The organism is Novosphingobium terrae (assembly GCF_017163935.1).
Classification (GTDB): Bacteria; Pseudomonadota; Alphaproteobacteria; order Sphingomonadales; family Sphingomonadaceae; genus Novosphingobium; species Novosphingobium terrae.
Genome location: NZ_JABVZR010000002.1, coordinates 1,251,270 through 1,269,148, shown reverse-complemented (window position 1 = coordinate 1,269,148; position 17,879 = coordinate 1,251,270). Strand labels below are relative to the sequence as shown.

Below are 17,879 nucleotides of genomic sequence, written 5' to 3'. Positions count from 1 at the left end.
CACCAGACATGACCCTCTCCCGCCGAACCGCTCTGGGTTTGATCGGTGCCGCCGTGCCGCTGGCCACATCCAGCCGCTTGAGCGCCGCGCCTCCGCTGGACCATGAACCAACCGTGCCCGCCCTGCCTGCTGGCGGCGCGCCCAAAATCTACGATGCCGTGGGATTGGAATGGGTGATGGACATCCTGCCCTTCTGCACCGAGCCCGAATTGATGGGCCCCAGGGAAGACCAGACCGCCGCCGACGGCGATCGCCATGAAGTCTGGCCCATCATCGGCGGCACCTTCCGGGGACGCGGCCTTCAAGGCACAGTCATCCCCGGTGGTGGAGACTTTCCCGTGGTGCGCCCCGATGGTGTGGTTATTGTCGATGCGCTGTATCGGCTCAAGACGGATGATGGTTATGAAATCATCATCCACAACAAGGGCCTTGGTTACAGCGAAAGCAAATACCGACTTCTGCCGACCTTCAACGTATCCGGCAAAAAATACGCATGGCTGCGTGAATCCGCCTTCATCGCCACCTTGACCTATCCCGTCCCGCCGGAGATCAAAGCGCCCGATCTGGGGCCGAAAGCCAATGGCCGCCTGATTCAGGTGTTCCGCCTGATATAGGCTCGGTGCAAGGTGGAGATTGCCATTGTATTATTTCACCTTGCATAGCCCGAAGATTATCGGTTTTTATGCCTGCTCATCATGACTTGCCAAAGCCACTGACTGGCGTTCGATAAGACGATAATCCAGCGTTGATTGCGCCAGTGCATCGGCATCACCACGCGCAAGCAGCAGATTGACCGCCGTATATGCCATTTCTTCAATCGGCTGATAGACGGTGGTCAGATAAGGCCAGACGGAACTGGCCACCGGACTGTCGTCAAAGCCGCAGACGGAAATCTGCCCCGGCACATCAAGCCCGCGCTGCCGGCATGCCGTCATGGCGCCCGCTGCGGAATCATCATTGGCGGCGAAGATGGCGGTCAGCCCCGGAACGCGGTCGAGCAGGTCTCCCCCCGCGGACATGCCGCCTTCGAAGGTGAAAGCGCCTTCCGCCTCGCTGACCTCCAGATCGGGGGCAAGCGTATGCAATCGCTCCAGAAAACCCTGTCGCCGCCGCCCCGCCGCACCATGCAATTCCGGACCGTTGATCAGCCCGATATGCCGATGCCCATGGCGCCAGAACATGTCGGCGACAGTGGCGGCAGCAGCGGCATCGTCAATCTGCACCGCGGCGGAGCGGCCCGGGTCCACCGTGGGCGCCACGCGCACATAGCGCAGCCCCTGCGCATCCAGCCTGTCGAGTATTCGCCGGTCATCGCATAGCGGCGGGGTCAGCACGAAGCCGTCGACGCGGCTGTGGCGCAAGACCTGCTCCAATTGTGCCAGAATGCAGACCGTTCCGGTCGCGCCGTCGAACTGATCGATGCGCAAATGATATTGATGCTCGACGCAGGCACGATAGGTTCCCGACAGGACCTTGATGATATAATTCGGGCTGGGATTGTCGAACATCACGCTGATGATGAAATTGCGGCCACCTGCCAGCGATCGCGCCGCCGTATCGGGCACATAGTCCAGCGCGTCGATGGCCGCCTGCACGCGCGCGCGCAGCTTGGCCGAAACATGCGGCTCATTGTTGATGACGCGCGATACGCTCTTGAGCGAAACTCCCGCTTTCTGGGCAACGTCCCCCATGGTCGCAGACATTGGTGGCGCGGCGTTCTGGGGCATTAGAATCCTCGTTCCCATCGAACTATATCATTTTTGCAACAGTGGCATGTTCATACGAATTCGGCCAGCGGAAAAATGACAGCGCAGTCTTGACAGCGCTAACAACTGCGAGCAGCTTGCAACAAAATTATAACGAACCGAAAAATAAGATTACAAACCAAAAGCTGGGAGAGGGAAAAATGAACAAGCATGCCTTGCTGGCAGGTGCCGGCGCGATTCTTGCGTTCTCGTCACATCACGCCATGGCGCAGACCACGGCCACACCAACCACCGCCACATCGCCATCCGCAGCAGCCCCCGACACACCGGGCAATGCCGATATCGTCGTCACCGCCACACGTGATAAATCGCTGCTGTCCAAGACCCCCGTCGCGCTGACGGCGGTCACCGGGGACACGCTGCGCTCCGCCGGTGTCGTCGGCCCGAGCGGGCTCAAGGATCTGGCGCCAAGCATCTCGATCGACCATACCGATGGCCTTCAGATCACCATTCGCGGCGTCACCAGCACCGATCAGACCGAAAAGGGCGATCCATCCGCCGCTTTCATGACCGATGGCGTCTACATCGCCCGCACGCAGGAGGCTGACGTCAGCTTCTACGATGTGGAGCGCGTGGAAGTGCTGCGCGGCCCACAGGGCACGCTTTATGGCAAGAACACCACGGCGGGCGTGGTCAATGTCATCAGCAACAAGCCCAAGCTGGGCAAATATGAAGTCATCGGCAATGCTTCGGCGGGCAATTACAATGCCTATAGCGGCGATCTGGCGGTCAATGTGCCGATCAGCAGCATCATGGCGGCCCGAGTCGCGCTCGATTACGACCGCCATGACAATTATCTCAAGCTGGCACCTGGCGACACCACCAAGATCGGCCCGCAGCGCAGCAATTTCGCCAGCCGCGTGCAGCTGCTGATCGAACCATCGGACAGTTTCAACCTGTTGCTGCGCAGCGAATACGCCAAGCTGACCGGCACGCAGGCCGGTTTGACCAGCCTGCGCCAGTCCAACTTCTACACCATTTCGGGCAATCCCGCCACGGGCCAGGCCACGGCCTTGTGGACCAACCCCTCGACCGCTGCCGCCCTCACCCGCACCAACCCCGTCCCCACGGAGCCGGGCGTGCTGGGCAATGGCACCACCAAGGTGGGCGAAAGCAACGAAGCCTATTCGTTCGAGGGCGAAGCCAATTGGAACCTTGGCCTTGTCACCCTCACCGACATCGCCTCCTATCGTCACTTCGCGCGCGCTGAAACGGGCACCAGCGATCTGGGACTTCCCTATGATCTGCCCACCAGCTTCAACGGCACCTATCATCAGGTTTCCAACGAACTGCGCGTCTCCACCAATGGTGATGGCCCGCTCAAGGTGCAGGCTGGCCTCTATTACTTCCGCGAGCGAGAAGACATCGCGCTCTATCTCTTCGGTCTTCTGAACCCCACGCCGGGCGCCCCGGGTTACGTCTATGGTTTCCCGCAGAGCCCGGTGATCAACCGCACCGTTGCGGGCTTCACGCAAGCCGTCTTCAAGCCCATTCCCGCCGTCCGCATCACCGCCGGTCTGCGCTATACCGATGACTACAAGTATCGCTATGGCCACACCGTCATTCTCTCTTCGGTCAATCAGCCGATCAGCCAGTCGAGCGGCTATGTGAACGATGCGTCGATCAAGTCGCAGAAGCTCACCTGGCGCGCGGGGATCGATGCCGATGTGCCCGGCGGTCTGGCCTATGCCAGCGTGGCCACCGGCTACAAGGCGGGCGGTTTCGGCGATGGCTGCTCCACGGGCGGCGCCGGGCAATCGCAGGTGACGTCGCAGGGAGAGGCCTGCGTCTATTCCTCCAGCCAGCCTCAGGCGATCTATTACAAGCCCGAAACGCTCACCGCCTATGAAATCGGCTATAAGGGCAAGGTCGGCAATGTGCTGCGCATCAACGCCGATGTCTTCTACTATGATTACAAGAATCTGCAGCTCAGCGGCATTGTGAGCGTGGCGGGCGCGCCCTCCACGGTCACCACCAATGCGGGCAAGGCCAGCATCAAGGGTCTGGAGCTGGAGGGCATTCTTTCGCCCAACCGCTACAACCGCCTGACCTTCGGGCTGGACCTGCTGGATGCGCATTACACCCAATATTGCCCGCATCAGACCACCTCTGGCGCCTGCGATGACAATTGGGCGGGCAACCGGCTCGACCGTTCGCCCTCCACCGTGGTGCGCGCCGCCTATGCGCTGACCATCCCCATGCGCAATGAGGGCCGCGTGGAGGCCACCGTCGGCACGCAGATGTCCTCGAAATACTATGTCACCGGCTTCTACGCCTATCCCCTGCAATTCGTGACGCCTTCGCACACCACCACGGATGTGAGCGTCACCTATCACGCGCCGGGAGACCGCTGGTACATTCAGGGCTTTGCCAAGAATCTGGAGAATTTCATCACCGTCAATGGTGTCAGCACCTTTGGCAATGTCACCGCTTTTGGCGATCCCCGCACCTTCGGGGCGCGCGCCGGTTTCAAATTCTGATCTGACACGTGGCAACGGTGCGAAGAGGACAACGCTTCTTCGCACCGCTTGCATGATGGCTTTCCAGCCCGCACAACATCCTCAAGGAGAGGGAGACTCCCATGCGCAAGAACAGGGGCGTTAAAAGCAAGGCTGCCATGTCGGCAGGGATCGCCATGCTGGCTCTGGCCACCAGCGGCACGGCACAGGCTCAGGACACCACGATCACCCCTTCGGACATCGCCGCGGCCCATGCCCGCGCCGTGGCCAGCGTGCGCAGCATGCAGCCCGCCGAACGCACTGTGATGACCCATGGCATCATGGCCATGCAACTCTCGCCCGACAGTCCGCCCCCGCCGCCCGAGGCAGTGCCGGGCGCAGGCTATGTGGCGGGTCTGCCGCGTCTGGGCCTGCCCGCTCTGACCGAATCCGATGCCTCGCTGGGCGTCGCCTGGATCGGCGGGCTGCGTCATGATGGCGCCACAGCCCTGCCCAGCGGCCTGGCTCAGGCCGCCAGCTGGAACCCGGATGTGCTCTATGCCGGGGGCCGCATGATCGGCGGAGAGGCCCGCGCCAAGGGCTTCAACGTGCTGCTCTCCGGCGGCGTCAACTTAACGCGCGACCCGCGCAACGGGCGCACCTTCGAATATCTGGCCGAGGACCCGCTGCTGGCGGGCACGCTGGTGGGCGCGGCCATTCGCGGCGTGCAGAGCAACCATATCATCTCCACCATCAAGCATTTCGCCCTGAACGGTCAGGAGACGGGCCGCAAATTCGTCGACATCCGCATCGGCGAGGCCGCCGCGCGCGAAAGCGACCTGCTGGCCTTCCAGATCGGCATCGAAAAGGGCCAACCGCTCAGCGTGATGTGCGCCTACAACATTGTGAACGGCGCCCATGCCTGTGACAATGACTGGCTGCTCAACACGGTGCTCAAGAAGGATTGGGGCTGGAAGGGCTTTGTCATGTCGGACTGGGGCGCGGTGCCCTCGCTCGATACGGCGATCCACGGGCTCGACCAGCAATCGGGCGTGCAGCTTGACCCCAAGGTGTTCTTTGGCGCCGAACTGGCCGAAAAGGCCAAGGCCGACAAGGTATGGTCCGCCCGTCTGGACGATATGAACACCCGCGTGATCACGGCCATCTATGCCGCCGGACTCGACAAGCATCCGGTCAGCCCCGGCGGCAAGATCGATATGGCCGCCGATGCCGCCGTGGCCGAAGACGCCGCAAAGCAAGGCATCGTGCTGCTGAAGAATGAAGGCGCCATCCTGCCGCTGGCCGCCCATGCCCAGCGCATCGCGGTGATCGGCGGGCTGGCCAATCTGGGCATGCTTTCGGGCGGCGGATCGAGTCAGGTGGCTGGCGAAGGCGGGCCGCTGGCCAAGGTCTCGGTGGGTGTGGACAGCCCCTTTGCCGCCTTCTTCTCGCAGGCCTACAATGGCTCGGCTCCGCTGGCGGCGATCCGCAAGCTGGCGCCTCAGGCCACCGTCACCTTCCGGGGTGGCGACAATCTGGCCGATGCGGTCAATCAGGCCAAGAAGGCCGATGTGGCCATCGTCTTCGCCACCAAATGGGCGAGCGAAGGGCTGGATCAGGCCGACCTCACCCTGCCGGACGGGCAGGATGCGCTGATCGCGGCGGTGGCGGCGGCCAATCCGCACACCATCGTGGTGCTGGAAACCGGCAATCCGGTGGCAATGCCATGGCTGGGCAATGTGCCCGCCGTGCTTGAGGCCTGGTATCCGGGCGCGCGCGGCGGCGAGGCCATCGCCAGCGTGCTGATGGGCCAGACCAACCCTTCGGGCCGCCTGCCGATCACCTTCCCGGCCAGCGTCAGCCAGTTGCCGCGCCCGGTGCTGGACGGCTATGCCGATCTGGAGCCCGATTTCATGGGCAACCCGCCCACGCCCAATGCGAAACTCTCGGCCAATTACGATGTGGAAGGCTCCGATGTCGGCTATCGCTGGTATGCCCGCACCGGCGCCAAGCCGCTGTTTCCCTTCGGTTATGGCCTGAGCTACACCAGCTTTGCCGAGGATGGGCTGAAGGTGGACGGGCTCAAGGCCAGCTTCACCCTGCACAACACCGGCACGCGCGAAGGCGCCGATGTGGCCCAGCTCTATCTCGTGTCGCGCAATGGCGCGGCCAAGCAGCGTCTGGTGGGCTTTGCCCGGGTCAATCTGGCCCCCGGCGCCAGCCAGAGCGTGGATCTCAGCATCGATCCCCGTCTGCTGGCCGACTGGACGCCCTCGGGCTGGCGCATTGCCGGCGGCGACTACAGCTTCGCGCTGGGCACGGATGCCCAGCATCTGGGGCCTGCCGTCAGCACCAGACTGACCGGGAAAAGCTGGAAGGATTGACAGTCCACCCTGCGGGCGCCCGTTTCGTTCGGGCGCCCGTCTTTTTGCAAGAGGAGCTTTATGGACAGGCGTGACATGTTGAAGCTGGCAGGCACGGGTCTGGCCATGGCCTCTTCGGGCCGGGTGATGGCTCAGGCGGCCTCCCCCCGCACTGCGGGTGCGGACGGCGGCATAAGCTGGCACGCCACCACAAGGGCCAGAGCATGGGAAGCGCTGGCCGCACCATCGCTGGACGCGCCCGCCGCCAATGCTTTTGCCCGCCATGTCGAGATTCACCTTGATACCCCCGCCCAGCCGATCGAGGGCTTCGGCGGCGCCTTCAGCGAGCGGGGCTGGGATGCGCTGGGGCGGCTGAGCCCGGCGCTGCGCGCTCAGGCACTCTCCGCGCTGTTTGCCGAGGATGGCGCGGCGCTCAACCTGTGCCGCACGCCCATCGGCGCCAATGATCTCGCGCGAGCATGGTATTCCTATGACGAAACGCCAGGCGATTTCGCCATGGCACGCTTCTCCATCGCTCAGGACCGGCAGGCGCTGCTGCCCTTTATCAAGGCGGCGCAGGCGATCCGGCCCGATCTGCGGCTCTGGGCCTCGCCATGGTCACCGCCGACATGGATGAAGAAGGGCGGCCATTACGCGCAGGGCCCCGCCTGGCCCGGCCAGCCCGACAATGGCATCCGCCCCGACCAGCTGGGCCATGAAGGCACGGACAGCTTCATCCAGGAACCGCGCTATTTCGAGGCCTATGCCCGCTATTTCGGCCGCTATGTCGCCGCCTATGCGCAAGAGGGCGTGAAGATCGGCATGGTCATGCCGCAAAACGAATTCAACTCCGCCCAGCCCTTCCCCAGCTGCTGCTGGACGGGCGAGGGGCTGGCCCGCTTCATCCCCTATCTCGGCACCGAAATGGGCCGCCACGGGGTGGAGCTGTTCTTCGGCACGCTGGAGCGCGGCAATGCCGATCTGCTCGCCCCCGCCATGGCCTCACCCGAGGCCGCCCGCTGGATCAAGGGCGTGGGCGTGCAATGGGCCGGCAAGGGCGCGCTGGAAGACATCAGGCGCCGCTGGCCCTCCCTGCCGATCTGGGGCAGCGAGCAGGAATGCGGCGTGGGCACCAATGACTGGCACTATGCCCGCTATGGCTGGACCACGCTGAAGCGCTATTTCGCCGCCGGGGCAAGGACCTGGGACTATTGGAATCTGGCGCTGACGGCGGGCGGTTCCTCGGGCTGGGGCTGGCCGCAGAATGCGCTGGTGGCGGTGGCGCCCGATGGGCAGAACTACACGCTCACCCCCGATTACTGGCTGCTGCGCCATCTCTCGGCCTTTGTGAAGCCCGGCGCCCGCTATCTGCCCACCAGCAGCTTTGTCGGTTACGAAAACCAGATGGCCTTCCGCAATCCCGATGGCAGTCTGGTGCTGGTGCTGAACAATGAAATGGCCGAGCCGCTGAGCGTGGGGATGATGATCGGCAACCGCCAGATCACCCCCAATCTGCCCCCCGATAGCTTCAACACCTTGTATATCCCGGCAAATCTGCTCTCTTGAGCCCAGAGCATCGCGCGAAAACCGGAACCCGGCCTTTCGCGCGATGCGACCACGACAGTCCAGCGACACAGGAGGGAAAGCCATGCCTCTCATGCAAAACTGGGCCCGGCGCCGGGTCCTCGGCGGTTTGGGCCTGACCTGCGGGGCCGCCCTTGCCCCCTGGCAACAGGCCGCGCTGGCCGCCATCACGCCGCGCCAGCGCATCATCATCGACAATGATCTGGGCGGCGATCCTGACGGGCTGTTCCAGCTGGCGCATCACCTCGCCTCGCCCTCGGTGGAGATTGCCCTGATCGTCGGCTCGCATCTGCATGAGAAGGAGCCTTTCGATGGCTCCGCCCAACAGGCGCAGCATGCGGCAGAACGCGCGCAGGAGCTGGCCGGTCTGATGCGGCTTGACCATGTGCCGCCGATCGTCGCCGGGCGCGAAAAAGCGCTGGGGCCGGATCGTGCTGGCTGGACCAGCCCGGCCAGCCAGCGCATCGTCGCCGAAGCATTGAAGGCCGACAGCCATCGCCCCCTGTTCTACGCCGCCGGGGCCAGCCTGACCGAGCTGGCCGCCGCGCATCGTCTCGATCCGCGCATCGGCAAGCTGCTGAAGCTGGCGTGGATCGGCGGCATGGAGCATCCCGAGCTGAACCCCGGCGTGCCCGCACGCACCGATCCCGAATACAACACCACCATCGATATCACCGCCGCCCGCTACATCTTCAACGAAAGCGACATCGAGATCTGGCAGGTGCCGCGTGACACCTATCGCCGCGTGCTGATCTCCCATGCCGAGCTGGAACAGGGGCTGGCCCCCGCAGGCAGGCTGGGCGCCTTTCTGCTGGCGCAGGTGGACCGGATCGGCACGCTGGCAGGCGGGGCGGGGCTCAACATCGGGGAGACCTATATTCTGGGCGACAGCCCGCTGGTGACGCTGACGGCGCTGCAATCCTCCTTCGAGGCGGACAGCTCCTCCAGCGATTATGTGGTGAAGCCCACACCCTCGATCGATGACAAGGGCGCTTATGTGCCGGGTTCGGGCGGGCGGCCCATGCGCGTCTATCGCAGCATCGACACCCGCCTGACCTTTGCCGACATGTTCGCCAAACTCGCCCGCAGCAAGGCAGCAGCATAGTTTCACGCAGAACGGGGCATCAGAACCTCGCGACGACAATCGGCCCCGGCGCACCGGCAGGCCACCACTCAAGGGAGAGATCCGATGACACATCACACCTTCTGGCGGCGCACCCTGATGGCTGGCGCGGCGGTGGCCATGCCGCTCTCTGCGCAGGCCGCCACGCAGGTGCCTGTCGAGGCGCGTTCGAAGGCGATCCTCACCGTTGACGGGTTGCAGTTCCGCGATCTGGACGGCGACGGCAAGCTCACCCCCTATGAGGACTGGCGCCTCTCGCCCGAGGCCCGCGCCGACGATCTGCTCGCCCGCATGACCATCGAGGAAAAGGCCGGGCAGATGATGCATGGCACCCTGCCCGGCAAGGGCGGCGCGCTGGGCCAGGGCGATGGCTATGATCTCGACGCTGTCGGCCCGATGCTGCGGGACAAGCATATCTCCAGCTACATCACCCGCCTGTCGGTGAAGCCTGCCGTAATGGCCGAGCAATCCAATGCCGTGCAGGCCATGGCCGAGCAGGGGCGCCTCGGCATTCCCGTGACGATCAGCGCCGATCCGCGCAACCATTTCGACCATGTGCTGGGCGCGGCAGAGTCAGCGCGCGGCGTCTCGATCTGGCCCGAGCTGATCGGTTTCGGCGCGCTGGGCGATGTGGCGCGGGTGCGGACGTTCGCGCGCATCGCCAGCGCCGAATATCGCGCCGTGGGCATTCAGGAAGCGCTGAGCCCGCAGGTCGATCTGGCCAGCGAGCCGCGCTGGAGCCGGATCACCGGCACCTTCGGCGCCGATCCGGCTTTGGCCAGCGTGATGGGCGGCGCCTATGTCTCGGGCTTTCAGGGCGGCGATCATGGGCTGACGCGCGATGGTGTGATGACGGTGGTGAAGCATTGGGTGGGCTATGGCGCCCTGCCCAACGGCTTTGACAGCCACAATTATTATGGTCGCGTGGCGAAACTGACCACCGCGCAATTGCAGATGCATATCGCCGCCTTCAAGGGCGCGCTGGACGCCGGATCGGCGGGGATCATGCCCACCTATCCGATCATCTCCGGCCCGGTGATCGATGGCAAGCCGGTGGAGCCGGTGGGGGCAGGCTACAGCAAGGTGCTGCTGCATGATCTGCTGCGCGGCAAGCTGGGCTATAAGGGGATCATCCTTTCCGACTGGGCGATCACGCTGGATTGCGACACGCGCTGCAGCGCCCCCACCGCGCAGGCCCCGCAGCGCCCGCAGGACATCTCCACCGACTGGGGCGTCAATGATCTGACGGTGCAGCAGCGCTATGCGCTGGGCATTGCCGCGGGCATCGACCAGTTCGGCGGCACGGAAGATACCGGGCCGCTGCTGAGCGCGATCCACGCCGGGCTGATCACCACCAGCCGCATCGATGAATCGGTGCGCCGCGTGCTGATCGCCAAATTCGAACAGGGGCTTTTCGACGACCCCTATGTCGATCCCGCCAGGGCCGAAGCGCTGATCGCCACCCCCGCCAACCATGCGCTGGGCGCGCAGACCCAGCGTGAGGCGCAGGTGCTGCTGACCAACCATGGTCTGCTGCCCGCAAAGGGCAAAAAGGTCTGGCTGGTCGGCGTCGATCCCAAGGTGGCGCAGGCCGCCGGTCTGACCGTGACGGACACGCCCGAAGGCGCCGATTTCGCGCTGATCCGCGCCGAAACGCCCTCGGAAATGCTCCATCCCGACAGCTTCTTCGGCAGCCGCCAGAAGGAGGGCCGTCTGGACTTCCGCGACGGCGATGCCGCCTATGAAGCGTTGAAAAAGGCCAGGGCCGCCCATGTGCCCGCCGTGCTGTCGATCTTCCTCGACCGGCCTGCAATCCTGACCAATGTGCAGGACAAGACCGGGGCCATCCTCGCCAATTTCGGCGCTGACGATGCCGCCGTGATCGATGTGGTGCTGGGCAAGGCCACGGCCCGGGGCCATCTGCCCTTCGAACTGCCCTCCTCCATGAAAGCGGTGGAAGCACAGGACCCCGCCGTGCCCGATGACAGCGCGCAACCGCTCTTCAAGCGCGGCTTTGGCATCGTTCTGAAATAGCCGTCGCCATCACGCCTGATAGTAAAGGGCCATGGGCGGAATGGATCTCCATTCCGCCCTTTTTGCGTGGCAAGCGGGGCAACCGGCCGCATCCTGACGGCAGGCCAGCGCCTCGTCTCTCAAAGCGTGCGGAATAGCGCCCATATCCCTTTCATGCATACGCAGCGTGGAAATTTAATGTATCCTGCATTCATCGAATCGCCTTTCAGGAGAGTCTCGATGTTGCGTGCCCAACGCATGAGTGCCCTGCTCGACACCGTGTTCGAACGTGCCCGCACGATCCGCCCGCCATGGCGGGCGCGCCCGGCCTCCACATCGGCAGAGGCCAGCGCCGCCGGGCTGCTGGCCATGGCGCGCGATCTGCTGGGGGAGCGCAGCCAGTCCTCCGGCGTGGGCATCGCCAGGCGTATTCTGGCCGATTATGCCACGCTGGCGCCCGACGAGAAACACGCCTTCTTCACCGGGCTGGCCCATGATTTTGCCCCCGCGCCCGCAGAGATCGCCGCGGCATGGAGCATCTATCAGGCCAGACCCGGCCCGCTCACGCTGGCCGGCGTGACCAAAGCCGCCGAGCCGCCGCGTCAGGAGGTGCTGCGCCGCCTCAATCAGGCGCCCTCGGCCACCGCCGATCTGGTGCGGCTGCGCGCCGATCTGCTGGACCTGTTGCCCGATCACCCCGATCTGGCCCCGCTGGAGGCCGATCTGGTGCATCTGCTGCGCTCATGGTTCAACCGGGGCTTTCTGGTACTGCGCCGCATCGACTGGGCCAGCCCCGCCGATTTCCTTGAGCGCATCATCCGTTACGAGGCGGTGCATTCCATCGGCACATGGGCCGAATTGCGCGACCGCCTGCTGCCTCAGGACCGGCGCTGCTATGCCTTCGTCCACCCGGCCATGCCCGATGAGCCGCTGATCTTTGTCGAGGTGGCGCTCTGCGCGCAGATCCCCGGCTCGATCCAGACGCTGCTGGCGCCCGATCGCGATGAACTGCCCGCCGATCAGGCGCGGGTCGCGGTGTTCTATTCGATCTCGAACTGTCAGGCGGGGCTGGCCGGGATTTCCTTCGGCCAGTTCCTGATCAAGCAGGTGGTGGAGGATCTCTCACGCGAGTTTCCCGGCTTGAACAGCTTTGTCACCCTCTCCCCGGTGCCGGGCTTTCGCCGCTGGCTGGCCGCCGAACACGAAGACGGGGACCTGCCCAAAGACCTGCCCGCCGATCACCCGCAAGCCAAAGAGCGCATGGCGCTGGCTGCGCGCTATTTTCTTCAGGCCAGGGATCGCAAGGGCCGCCCGCTCGATCCCGTGGCACGCTTCCATCTGGGCAATGGCGCGCGGGTGGAGCGCCTGTGCTGGATGGGCGACACATCGGCCAAGGGCATGGCGCAATCGGGCGGGCTGATGGTCAATTACCTCTATGACCTCGCCACGCTGGAGGCCAATCACGAGGCTTTCTCACGCGAGGGTACGGTGATCGCCAATCCGGCGCTTCACAAGCTGCTGCGCGAGCCAGCCCCCGCTTGAGGAGCAGGCCTAAAGGCCCCAGAGCAGCCTTTCGGCCCGGTCGGGATCGGCGACCAGCGCGCTCTGGTGATCGAGCACCATGGTCGCCCGCCCCGCCGTATCGAAGCGCCCCCAATCCGGCAGGCCCGCCGCCACCGGGCGCCCTTGCGCCACGAAGGAGACCATGGCGGCATGCATGCGGTCGGCCATGGGCTGATCCGCCGCGCTTGTGCCGAAAAACCGGGCGAAGGCGGGCACCGTCACATGGTCGAAGGTGAAGGGCACATCCAGCACATGGGGCGTGTATCCTTTGAAAGGACCGCCGGGCGCCGGATAGGTCAGGCGATAACGGAACACGCTGGCCCCGCGCCCCGCATGGGCCAGAGCGATGCGCAGGCAGGGCATGCCATATTCCTCGGCGGTCAGCAGGCGCCAGTGCCGCTGCGCGGCTGACAGATCGGGAAAGGCCTGAGCATAGCCTCGGTCCAGATCGGCGATCTGCGCCATCGCGGCGTTGGAGATGGCCTGAGGCGACAGCGGCTGATCGGCGCGGTCGGCGGGCAGGAACATCCGCCCCTCATCGGCATTGCTGCCGATGAGCAACGGCACGCCCGGTGCTTTGCCCGAGCGCATCCGCTCCAGCGGCACCATCGGCATCAGCGCGCCATCGACCACCGGGCGAAAGGGAAAATTGCGCGGCCAGCTTGTGCGGGCCTGATGCTGAGCCGCCAGAATCTCCGCCATGGAAGCGGTCAGCAGGCGGTTCTGGCCACCCAGCTTTTCGGCATAGACCCGGGCAAAAGCCTCGGCCTCCGCCATGGTGTGGACGGTCTCTCCGCCGCCGCTGAACATCGCGGCCTGCGCATAGAGCCCGTCGGCCGCCGGAAGACCCATCAGCGAGCCGACATTCTTGCCCCCTGCCGACTCCCCCGCGATGGTCACACGGCGCGGATCGCCGCCGAAAGCCGCGATGTTGGCCTGCACCCAGCGCAGGGCGAGCAGCTGATCGCGCAGGCCATTGTTGCCGCTGCCGCGATAGGCCGGGCCCAGCAAGGCGCCCGTTTCCAGAAAGCCCAGCGCGCCCAGCCGATAATTCACCGTGACGCAGACCACGCCATCGCGGGCAAAGCGGTCGCCTGCGGTGGGCGCCTCGCCGCTCCAGCCGCCTTCATTGCCGCCGCCATGGATATAGACCAGCACGGGATGCGGGCCCGGCGTCGATGGCGCCCAGATGTTGAGTTGCAGGCAGTCTTCCGACATCGTGCCCGTCATCGATGGATTGGCCGACTGGGGCGCGACATGGGCGGGTTCGGTGGCGGCCAGCACGCCCTGCCAGCGCGGGGCAGGCCGGGGCGCGGCAAAGCGCGCGGCGCGGCCAAAAGGGATGCCGGTGAAAAGGCGAATATCGCCCTGCGCTGCCCCTTGCACCCGGCCAAGGGTGGTGGCGATGGTCAGCGCCTGCGGATCGGCACGGGCGGGCGTGGCCAGTGTGGGCGCAGCGGAGAAAAGCGGCGCCGCGCCCAGCAGCGCCAGCGTGCCCCGGCGGTCGATCATCAGGCCCCGGCTTTCGCGAAGAGGTCGCCATAAGTTTCGCGCAGCTGCTTCTTCTGGATCTTGCCCATGGTGTTGCGCGGCAATTCAGGCACGAAGACCACCCGGCGCGGCTGCTTGAACCGCGCCAATTCGCCAGACAAAGCCGCGATCACCTGCGCCTCATCCAGATCGGGGCTGCGCGACTGGACCACGGCCACCACGCCCTCGCCCATATCGGGATGGGGGATGCCGATCACCGCGCTTTCGGCAACGCCGGGGATGGCGTCGATCAGCGCCTCGACCTCGGCGGGATAGACGTTGAAGCCGCCGCAGATGATGAGATCCTTGGCCCGCCCCACGATGGAGACATAGCCGCGCGCATCCACCACGCCCAGATCGCCGGTGATGAAGAAACCGTCGGCACGCAGTTCCTCCGCCGTCTTTTCGGGCAGGCGCCAATAGCCCTTGAAGACGTTGGGCCCGCGCACCTCGATCCCGCCGACCTCGCCCTGAGGCAGCACCTTTCCCGTTTCCGGATCGGTGATGCGCAGCTCCACGCCCGGCAGGGGAAAGCCCACGCTGCCCGGCACGCGGTCATCGTCATACGGGTTGGAGGTGTTCATATTGGTTTCGGTCATGCCATAGCGTTCAAGGATGGCATGGCCGGTGAGCGCGGAAAATTCCTTGTGAACCTCTGCCGAAAGCGGCGCGGAGCCCGAGACGAACAGGCGCATATGGCTCGCCAGATCGCGGGTGAAGCCGGGCTCGCCCAGCAGGCGCGAATAGAAGGTGGGCACGCCCATCAGCACAGTGGCTTGGGGCATCAGCCGCACCAGCTCCTTTACGTCGAATTTGGGCAGCAGGATGATTGCCGCCCCCGCTGCGATGGTGACATTGGTGGCCACAAACAGACCGTGCGTGTGAAAGATCGGCAGGGCATGCAGCAGGCGGTCCTCTGGCGCATAATGCCAGTATGCCCGCAAGGTCTCCGCATTGGAGGCCAGATTGCCCTGACTGAGCATCGCCCCCTTCGAGCGCCCTGTGGTGCCCGATGTATACAGGATGGCGGCCAGATCATCATCCTGCACGCGATGGACCGGCGTATCGGCGGCCTGCTGATCGGCCAGATCGGAGAGGTCTCCGCCGCCTCCGGCATCCAGCATCAGCCGCGCGGGCACGCCGATTTCGGCGCAGAGGGCGGCCATGGCGGCGTCATCCTCGGGGCGGTGGATCAGCAGGGCAGGCTCGGCATCGCTCAGGAAAAAGCGCAATTCGCCGGACGTATAGCCGGTGTTGAGCGGCAGATAGACCGCCCCGATGCGCAAGGCCGCCAGATAGGTCAGCAATGCGGTGGCGCTCTTCTCCACCTGCACCGCAATGCGGTCGCCCGGCTGCACGCCCTTGGCGCGGAACAGCCCCGCGATCTGCCCGCTGCGCGCCAGCGCGGCGGCATAGGTCAGCACGGCGCCATCGGGCAGGATCAGGAACGGCGCGTCGGGAGCCTCACCCGCGCGGGCCTGAAACCGGGAAAACATATCCTGCCGCATCGGGCTTCCTCTCCATGCTGTTCACGCGGCAGGCATGGACTCACTCGCCCGTCACTGCGCGGTTGATCCTGTTTCCGGTGTATGCAAGAAGCTGTCCAGAGAAAAATACTGCATGCGAGAGCCTTGCCCATGACCGAAGCCGGTGCGCCCAGCACCCTGCTCCTCTCCGAACGCATCCGTGTCGCGCTGGCCGACGAGATCACCACCGGCCTGCTCGCCCCCGGCCTCTCGCTGGACGAACAGCAGATCGGTGACCGTTTCGGCGCCTCGCGCACGCCGGTGCGTGAGGCGTTCCGGCAGCTGGCCTCGGCCGGGCTGATCGAGATGCGGCCCCGGCGCGGCGCCATCGTCGCCGCCATGACGCCCGAGCGCATCGTCGACATGTTCGAGATGTCCGCCGAGATGGAGGCGATGTGCGTGCGCCTCGCCACCTATCGCATGAACCCCATCGAGCGCAGCCAGTTGCGCCGCCTGCATGAGGAGTCCGAGGCGATGGTGGCGGCGGGCGATATCGACGCCTATGACCAGCTCAACTGGCGCTTTCACCGCGCCATTTACGAGGGCACGCACAACAGCTTCATCGCCCAGCAGGCCACCGAACTGCGTGACCGCATGGCCGCCTTCCGCCGCACCCAATTGCGCGAGGATGGCCGCCCGGAACGCTCCCGCGCGGAGCATGGCGCCCTGCTCGATGCGATCATGCGCGGCGATGGCGAGGAAGCCGCCAAGCAGATGCGCGCCCATATGTTCAACGCCTCCAGCGCGATGGAGCGGCTGGTGGCCACCATGCGCGAGGAGCGCGACGCCAACGCATAAAACGCGGCCACCGACCACAGGCGGGGCCAGAAGAGAGGATGAGCGATGCCGATATTCGGAACAGCGCTGCTGGCGCTGTGCACGGTGCTGGGTGTGGCGCTGGGAGAAGCGCTGGGCATGCTGCTGCATGTGAAGGCCAATGTCGGCGGAGTGGGTCTGGCGATGCTGCTGTTGCTGGCGGCACGACAGGCGCTGGCGCGGCGGGGATTGCTGAAGCCGAAGGTGCGGCTGGGCGTGGAGTTCTGGGCGTTCCTCTACATCCCCATCGTGGTGGCCATGGCGGCGCAGCAGAATGTGCGCGCGGCGCTCAGCGGCGGGCCGATGGTGGTGCTGGCCGGGGTCAGCGCGGTGGCGCTCTGCTTTGCGCTGGTCGGCCTGTTGGGGAGGCTGGCGCGCCGTGCTTGAGATCTGGAACCGGCTGGCCAGCGATCAGGCGCTGATCCTGGCCTTTGTGGCGGTGGGCGCGATCATGGGCGTGTCCCTGCTGATCTCGCGCGGGCTGACGCGCGGGCGCATCCATGCCAGCGCCATCGCCATTCTGGGCGCGCTGGCGCTGGCATGGCTGGGCGGGGAACTGACCGGCGGCAAGAAGGGGCTGGCCGATGTGTCCGGGTTTGGCGGTCTGGCGCTGCTGGGCGGGGCGATGCTGCGCGATTTCGCCATCGTCGCCACCGCTTTCGAGGTCGATGTGGCAGAGGCGCGCAAGGCCGGATGGCTCGGCGTGATGGCGCTGGCGCTGGGCACGCTGGTGCCTTTCGTGCTGGGCGTGGGGATCGCCTGGGGCTTTGGCTATCGCGATGCCGTCTCGCTGACCACACTGGGCGCCGGAACGGTGACCTATATCGTGGGCCCGGTGACGGGGGCGGCGCTGGGCGCGTCCTCTCCGGTGATCGCGCTGTCGATCGCCACGGGGGTTTTCAAGGCGGTGCTGGTGATGATCGCCACGCCCTTTGTCGCCCGGCTGATCGGGCTGGACAATCCGCGCAGCGCCATGGTCTTCGGCGGCTTGATGGGCACGGTCAGCGGGGTGAGCGGGGGCCTGGCCGCCACCGATGAGCGGCTGGTGCCCTATGGCGCGCTGACGGCAACCTTCCACACCGGGATCGGCTGTCTGGTCTGCCCCTCCGTGCTGTTTCTGGCGGTGCGGGCTCTGGCCTGATCGGTCAAAGCGGCCG

The 17,879-nt window shown here is 65.4% G+C and carries 12 protein-coding genes and 1 pseudogene; 10 read left to right on the top strand and 3 right to left on the bottom strand.

Annotated features, from left to right (window positions below):
- The first annotated feature begins 38 nt into the window (after positions 1 to 38).
- Positions 39 to 614: a DUF3237 domain-containing protein gene (locus HGK27_RS23855; RefSeq protein ID WP_206245366.1), complete on the top strand. Its 576-nt coding sequence runs from the start codon at positions 39 to 41 to the stop codon at positions 612 to 614.
- 66 nt (positions 615 to 680) lie between these two features.
- Here the strand turns inward: HGK27_RS23855 and HGK27_RS23850 are convergent, their stop codons facing one another.
- On the bottom strand, positions 681 to 1,727 hold the full coding sequence (locus tag HGK27_RS23850) for a LacI family DNA-binding transcriptional regulator (RefSeq protein WP_206245365.1): 1,047 nt from the start codon (positions 1,725 to 1,727) through the stop codon (positions 681 to 683).
- Between the two features lie 179 nt (positions 1,728 to 1,906).
- Here HGK27_RS23850 and HGK27_RS23845 point away from each other — a divergent pair, with 179 nt between their 5' ends.
- The 6 genes from HGK27_RS23845 (at position 1,907) to HGK27_RS23820 (ending at position 12,829) form a co-directional block, all read left to right on the top strand.
- Positions 1,907 to 4,246, top strand: coding sequence for a TonB-dependent receptor (locus HGK27_RS23845; RefSeq protein WP_206245364.1), 2,340 nt, complete (start codon positions 1,907 to 1,909; stop codon positions 4,244 to 4,246).
- Between the two features lie 101 nt (positions 4,247 to 4,347).
- Positions 4,348 to 6,588, top strand: a complete 2,241-nt coding sequence (locus HGK27_RS23840) for a beta-glucosidase family protein (RefSeq protein ID WP_241127819.1) — start codon at positions 4,348 to 4,350, stop codon at positions 6,586 to 6,588.
- Between the two features lie 60 nt (positions 6,589 to 6,648).
- Positions 6,649 to 8,133, top strand: coding sequence for a glycoside hydrolase family 30 protein (locus HGK27_RS23835; protein WP_206245363.1), 1,485 nt, complete (start codon positions 6,649 to 6,651; stop codon positions 8,131 to 8,133).
- 82 nt (positions 8,134 to 8,215) lie between these two features.
- The gene (locus tag HGK27_RS23830) at positions 8,216 to 9,256 is read left to right on the top strand and encodes a nucleoside hydrolase (protein ID WP_241127817.1); all 1,041 of its coding nucleotides are present in this window, start codon (positions 8,216 to 8,218) and stop codon (positions 9,254 to 9,256) included.
- Between the two features lie 84 nt (positions 9,257 to 9,340).
- Entirely contained in the window at positions 9,341 to 11,308 is a 1,968-nt protein-coding gene (locus tag HGK27_RS23825) for a glycoside hydrolase family 3 protein (RefSeq protein ID WP_241127815.1), read from the top strand.
- Between the two features lie 219 nt (positions 11,309 to 11,527).
- Complete coding sequence (locus tag HGK27_RS23820; protein ID WP_241127813.1) at positions 11,528 to 12,829, top strand: malonyl-CoA decarboxylase domain-containing protein; 1,302 nt, start codon at positions 11,528 to 11,530, stop codon at positions 12,827 to 12,829.
- 9 nt (positions 12,830 to 12,838) lie between these two features.
- Here the strand turns inward: HGK27_RS23820 and HGK27_RS23815 are convergent, their stop codons facing one another.
- Entirely contained in the window at positions 12,839 to 14,362 is a 1,524-nt protein-coding gene (locus HGK27_RS23815) for a carboxylesterase/lipase family protein (protein ID WP_206245362.1), read from the bottom strand.
- On the bottom strand, positions 14,362 to 15,888 hold the full coding sequence (locus HGK27_RS23810) for a malonate--CoA ligase (protein WP_206245361.1): 1,527 nt from the start codon (positions 15,886 to 15,888) through the stop codon (positions 14,362 to 14,364). Before HGK27_RS23810 ends, HGK27_RS23815 begins: the two co-directional genes overlap by 1 nt.
- A gap of 129 nt (positions 15,889 to 16,017) precedes the next feature.
- On the opposite strand from HGK27_RS23810, the gene HGK27_RS23805 reads away from it, so the two are divergent.
- From HGK27_RS23805 to madM, 3 genes and pseudogenes are all read left to right on the top strand, one after another.
- The gene (locus tag HGK27_RS23805) at positions 16,018 to 16,704 is read left to right on the top strand and encodes a GntR family transcriptional regulator (RefSeq protein WP_206245360.1); all 687 of its coding nucleotides are present in this window, start codon (positions 16,018 to 16,020) and stop codon (positions 16,702 to 16,704) included.
- A 45-nt stretch (positions 16,705 to 16,749) separates the two neighbouring features.
- A pseudogene (gene madL, locus HGK27_RS23800) lies at positions 16,750 to 17,103 on the top strand (malonate transporter subunit MadL); the annotation flags it as partial.
- Complete coding sequence (gene madM / locus HGK27_RS23795; protein WP_241127811.1) at positions 17,102 to 17,863, top strand: malonate transporter subunit MadM; 762 nt, start codon at positions 17,102 to 17,104, stop codon at positions 17,861 to 17,863. The pseudogene madL and the gene madM, both read left to right, overlap by 2 nt.
- The last annotated feature ends 16 nt before the right edge of the window (positions 17,864 to 17,879 follow it).

What these genes read in the sequence shown, in the direction of transcription:
- HGK27_RS23805 (WP_206245360.1), top strand. Translation starts at nt 16,018, where the DNA reads ATGACCGAAGCCGGTGCGCCCAGCACCCTGCTCCTCTCCGAACGCATC.
- HGK27_RS23815 (WP_206245362.1), bottom strand. Translation starts at nt 14,362, where the DNA reads ATGATCGACCGCCGGGGCACGCTGGCGCTGCTGGGCGCGGCGCCGCTT.
- HGK27_RS23810 (WP_206245361.1), bottom strand. Translation starts at nt 15,888, where the DNA reads ATGCGGCAGGATATGTTTTCCCGGTTTCAGGCCCGCGCGGGTGAGGCT.
- HGK27_RS23845 (WP_206245364.1), top strand. Translation starts at nt 1,907, where the DNA reads ATGAACAAGCATGCCTTGCTGGCAGGTGCCGGCGCGATTCTTGCGTTC.
- HGK27_RS23840 (WP_241127819.1), top strand. Translation starts at nt 4,348, where the DNA reads ATGCGCAAGAACAGGGGCGTTAAAAGCAAGGCTGCCATGTCGGCAGGG.
- HGK27_RS23830 (WP_241127817.1), top strand. Translation starts at nt 8,216, where the DNA reads ATGCCTCTCATGCAAAACTGGGCCCGGCGCCGGGTCCTCGGCGGTTTG.
- HGK27_RS23835 (WP_206245363.1), top strand. Translation starts at nt 6,649, where the DNA reads ATGGACAGGCGTGACATGTTGAAGCTGGCAGGCACGGGTCTGGCCATG.
- HGK27_RS23820 (WP_241127813.1), top strand. Translation starts at nt 11,528, where the DNA reads ATGTTGCGTGCCCAACGCATGAGTGCCCTGCTCGACACCGTGTTCGAA.
- HGK27_RS23850 (WP_206245365.1), bottom strand. Translation starts at nt 1,727, where the DNA reads ATGCCCCAGAACGCCGCGCCACCAATGTCTGCGACCATGGGGGACGTT.
- HGK27_RS23825 (WP_241127815.1), top strand. Translation starts at nt 9,341, where the DNA reads ATGACACATCACACCTTCTGGCGGCGCACCCTGATGGCTGGCGCGGCG.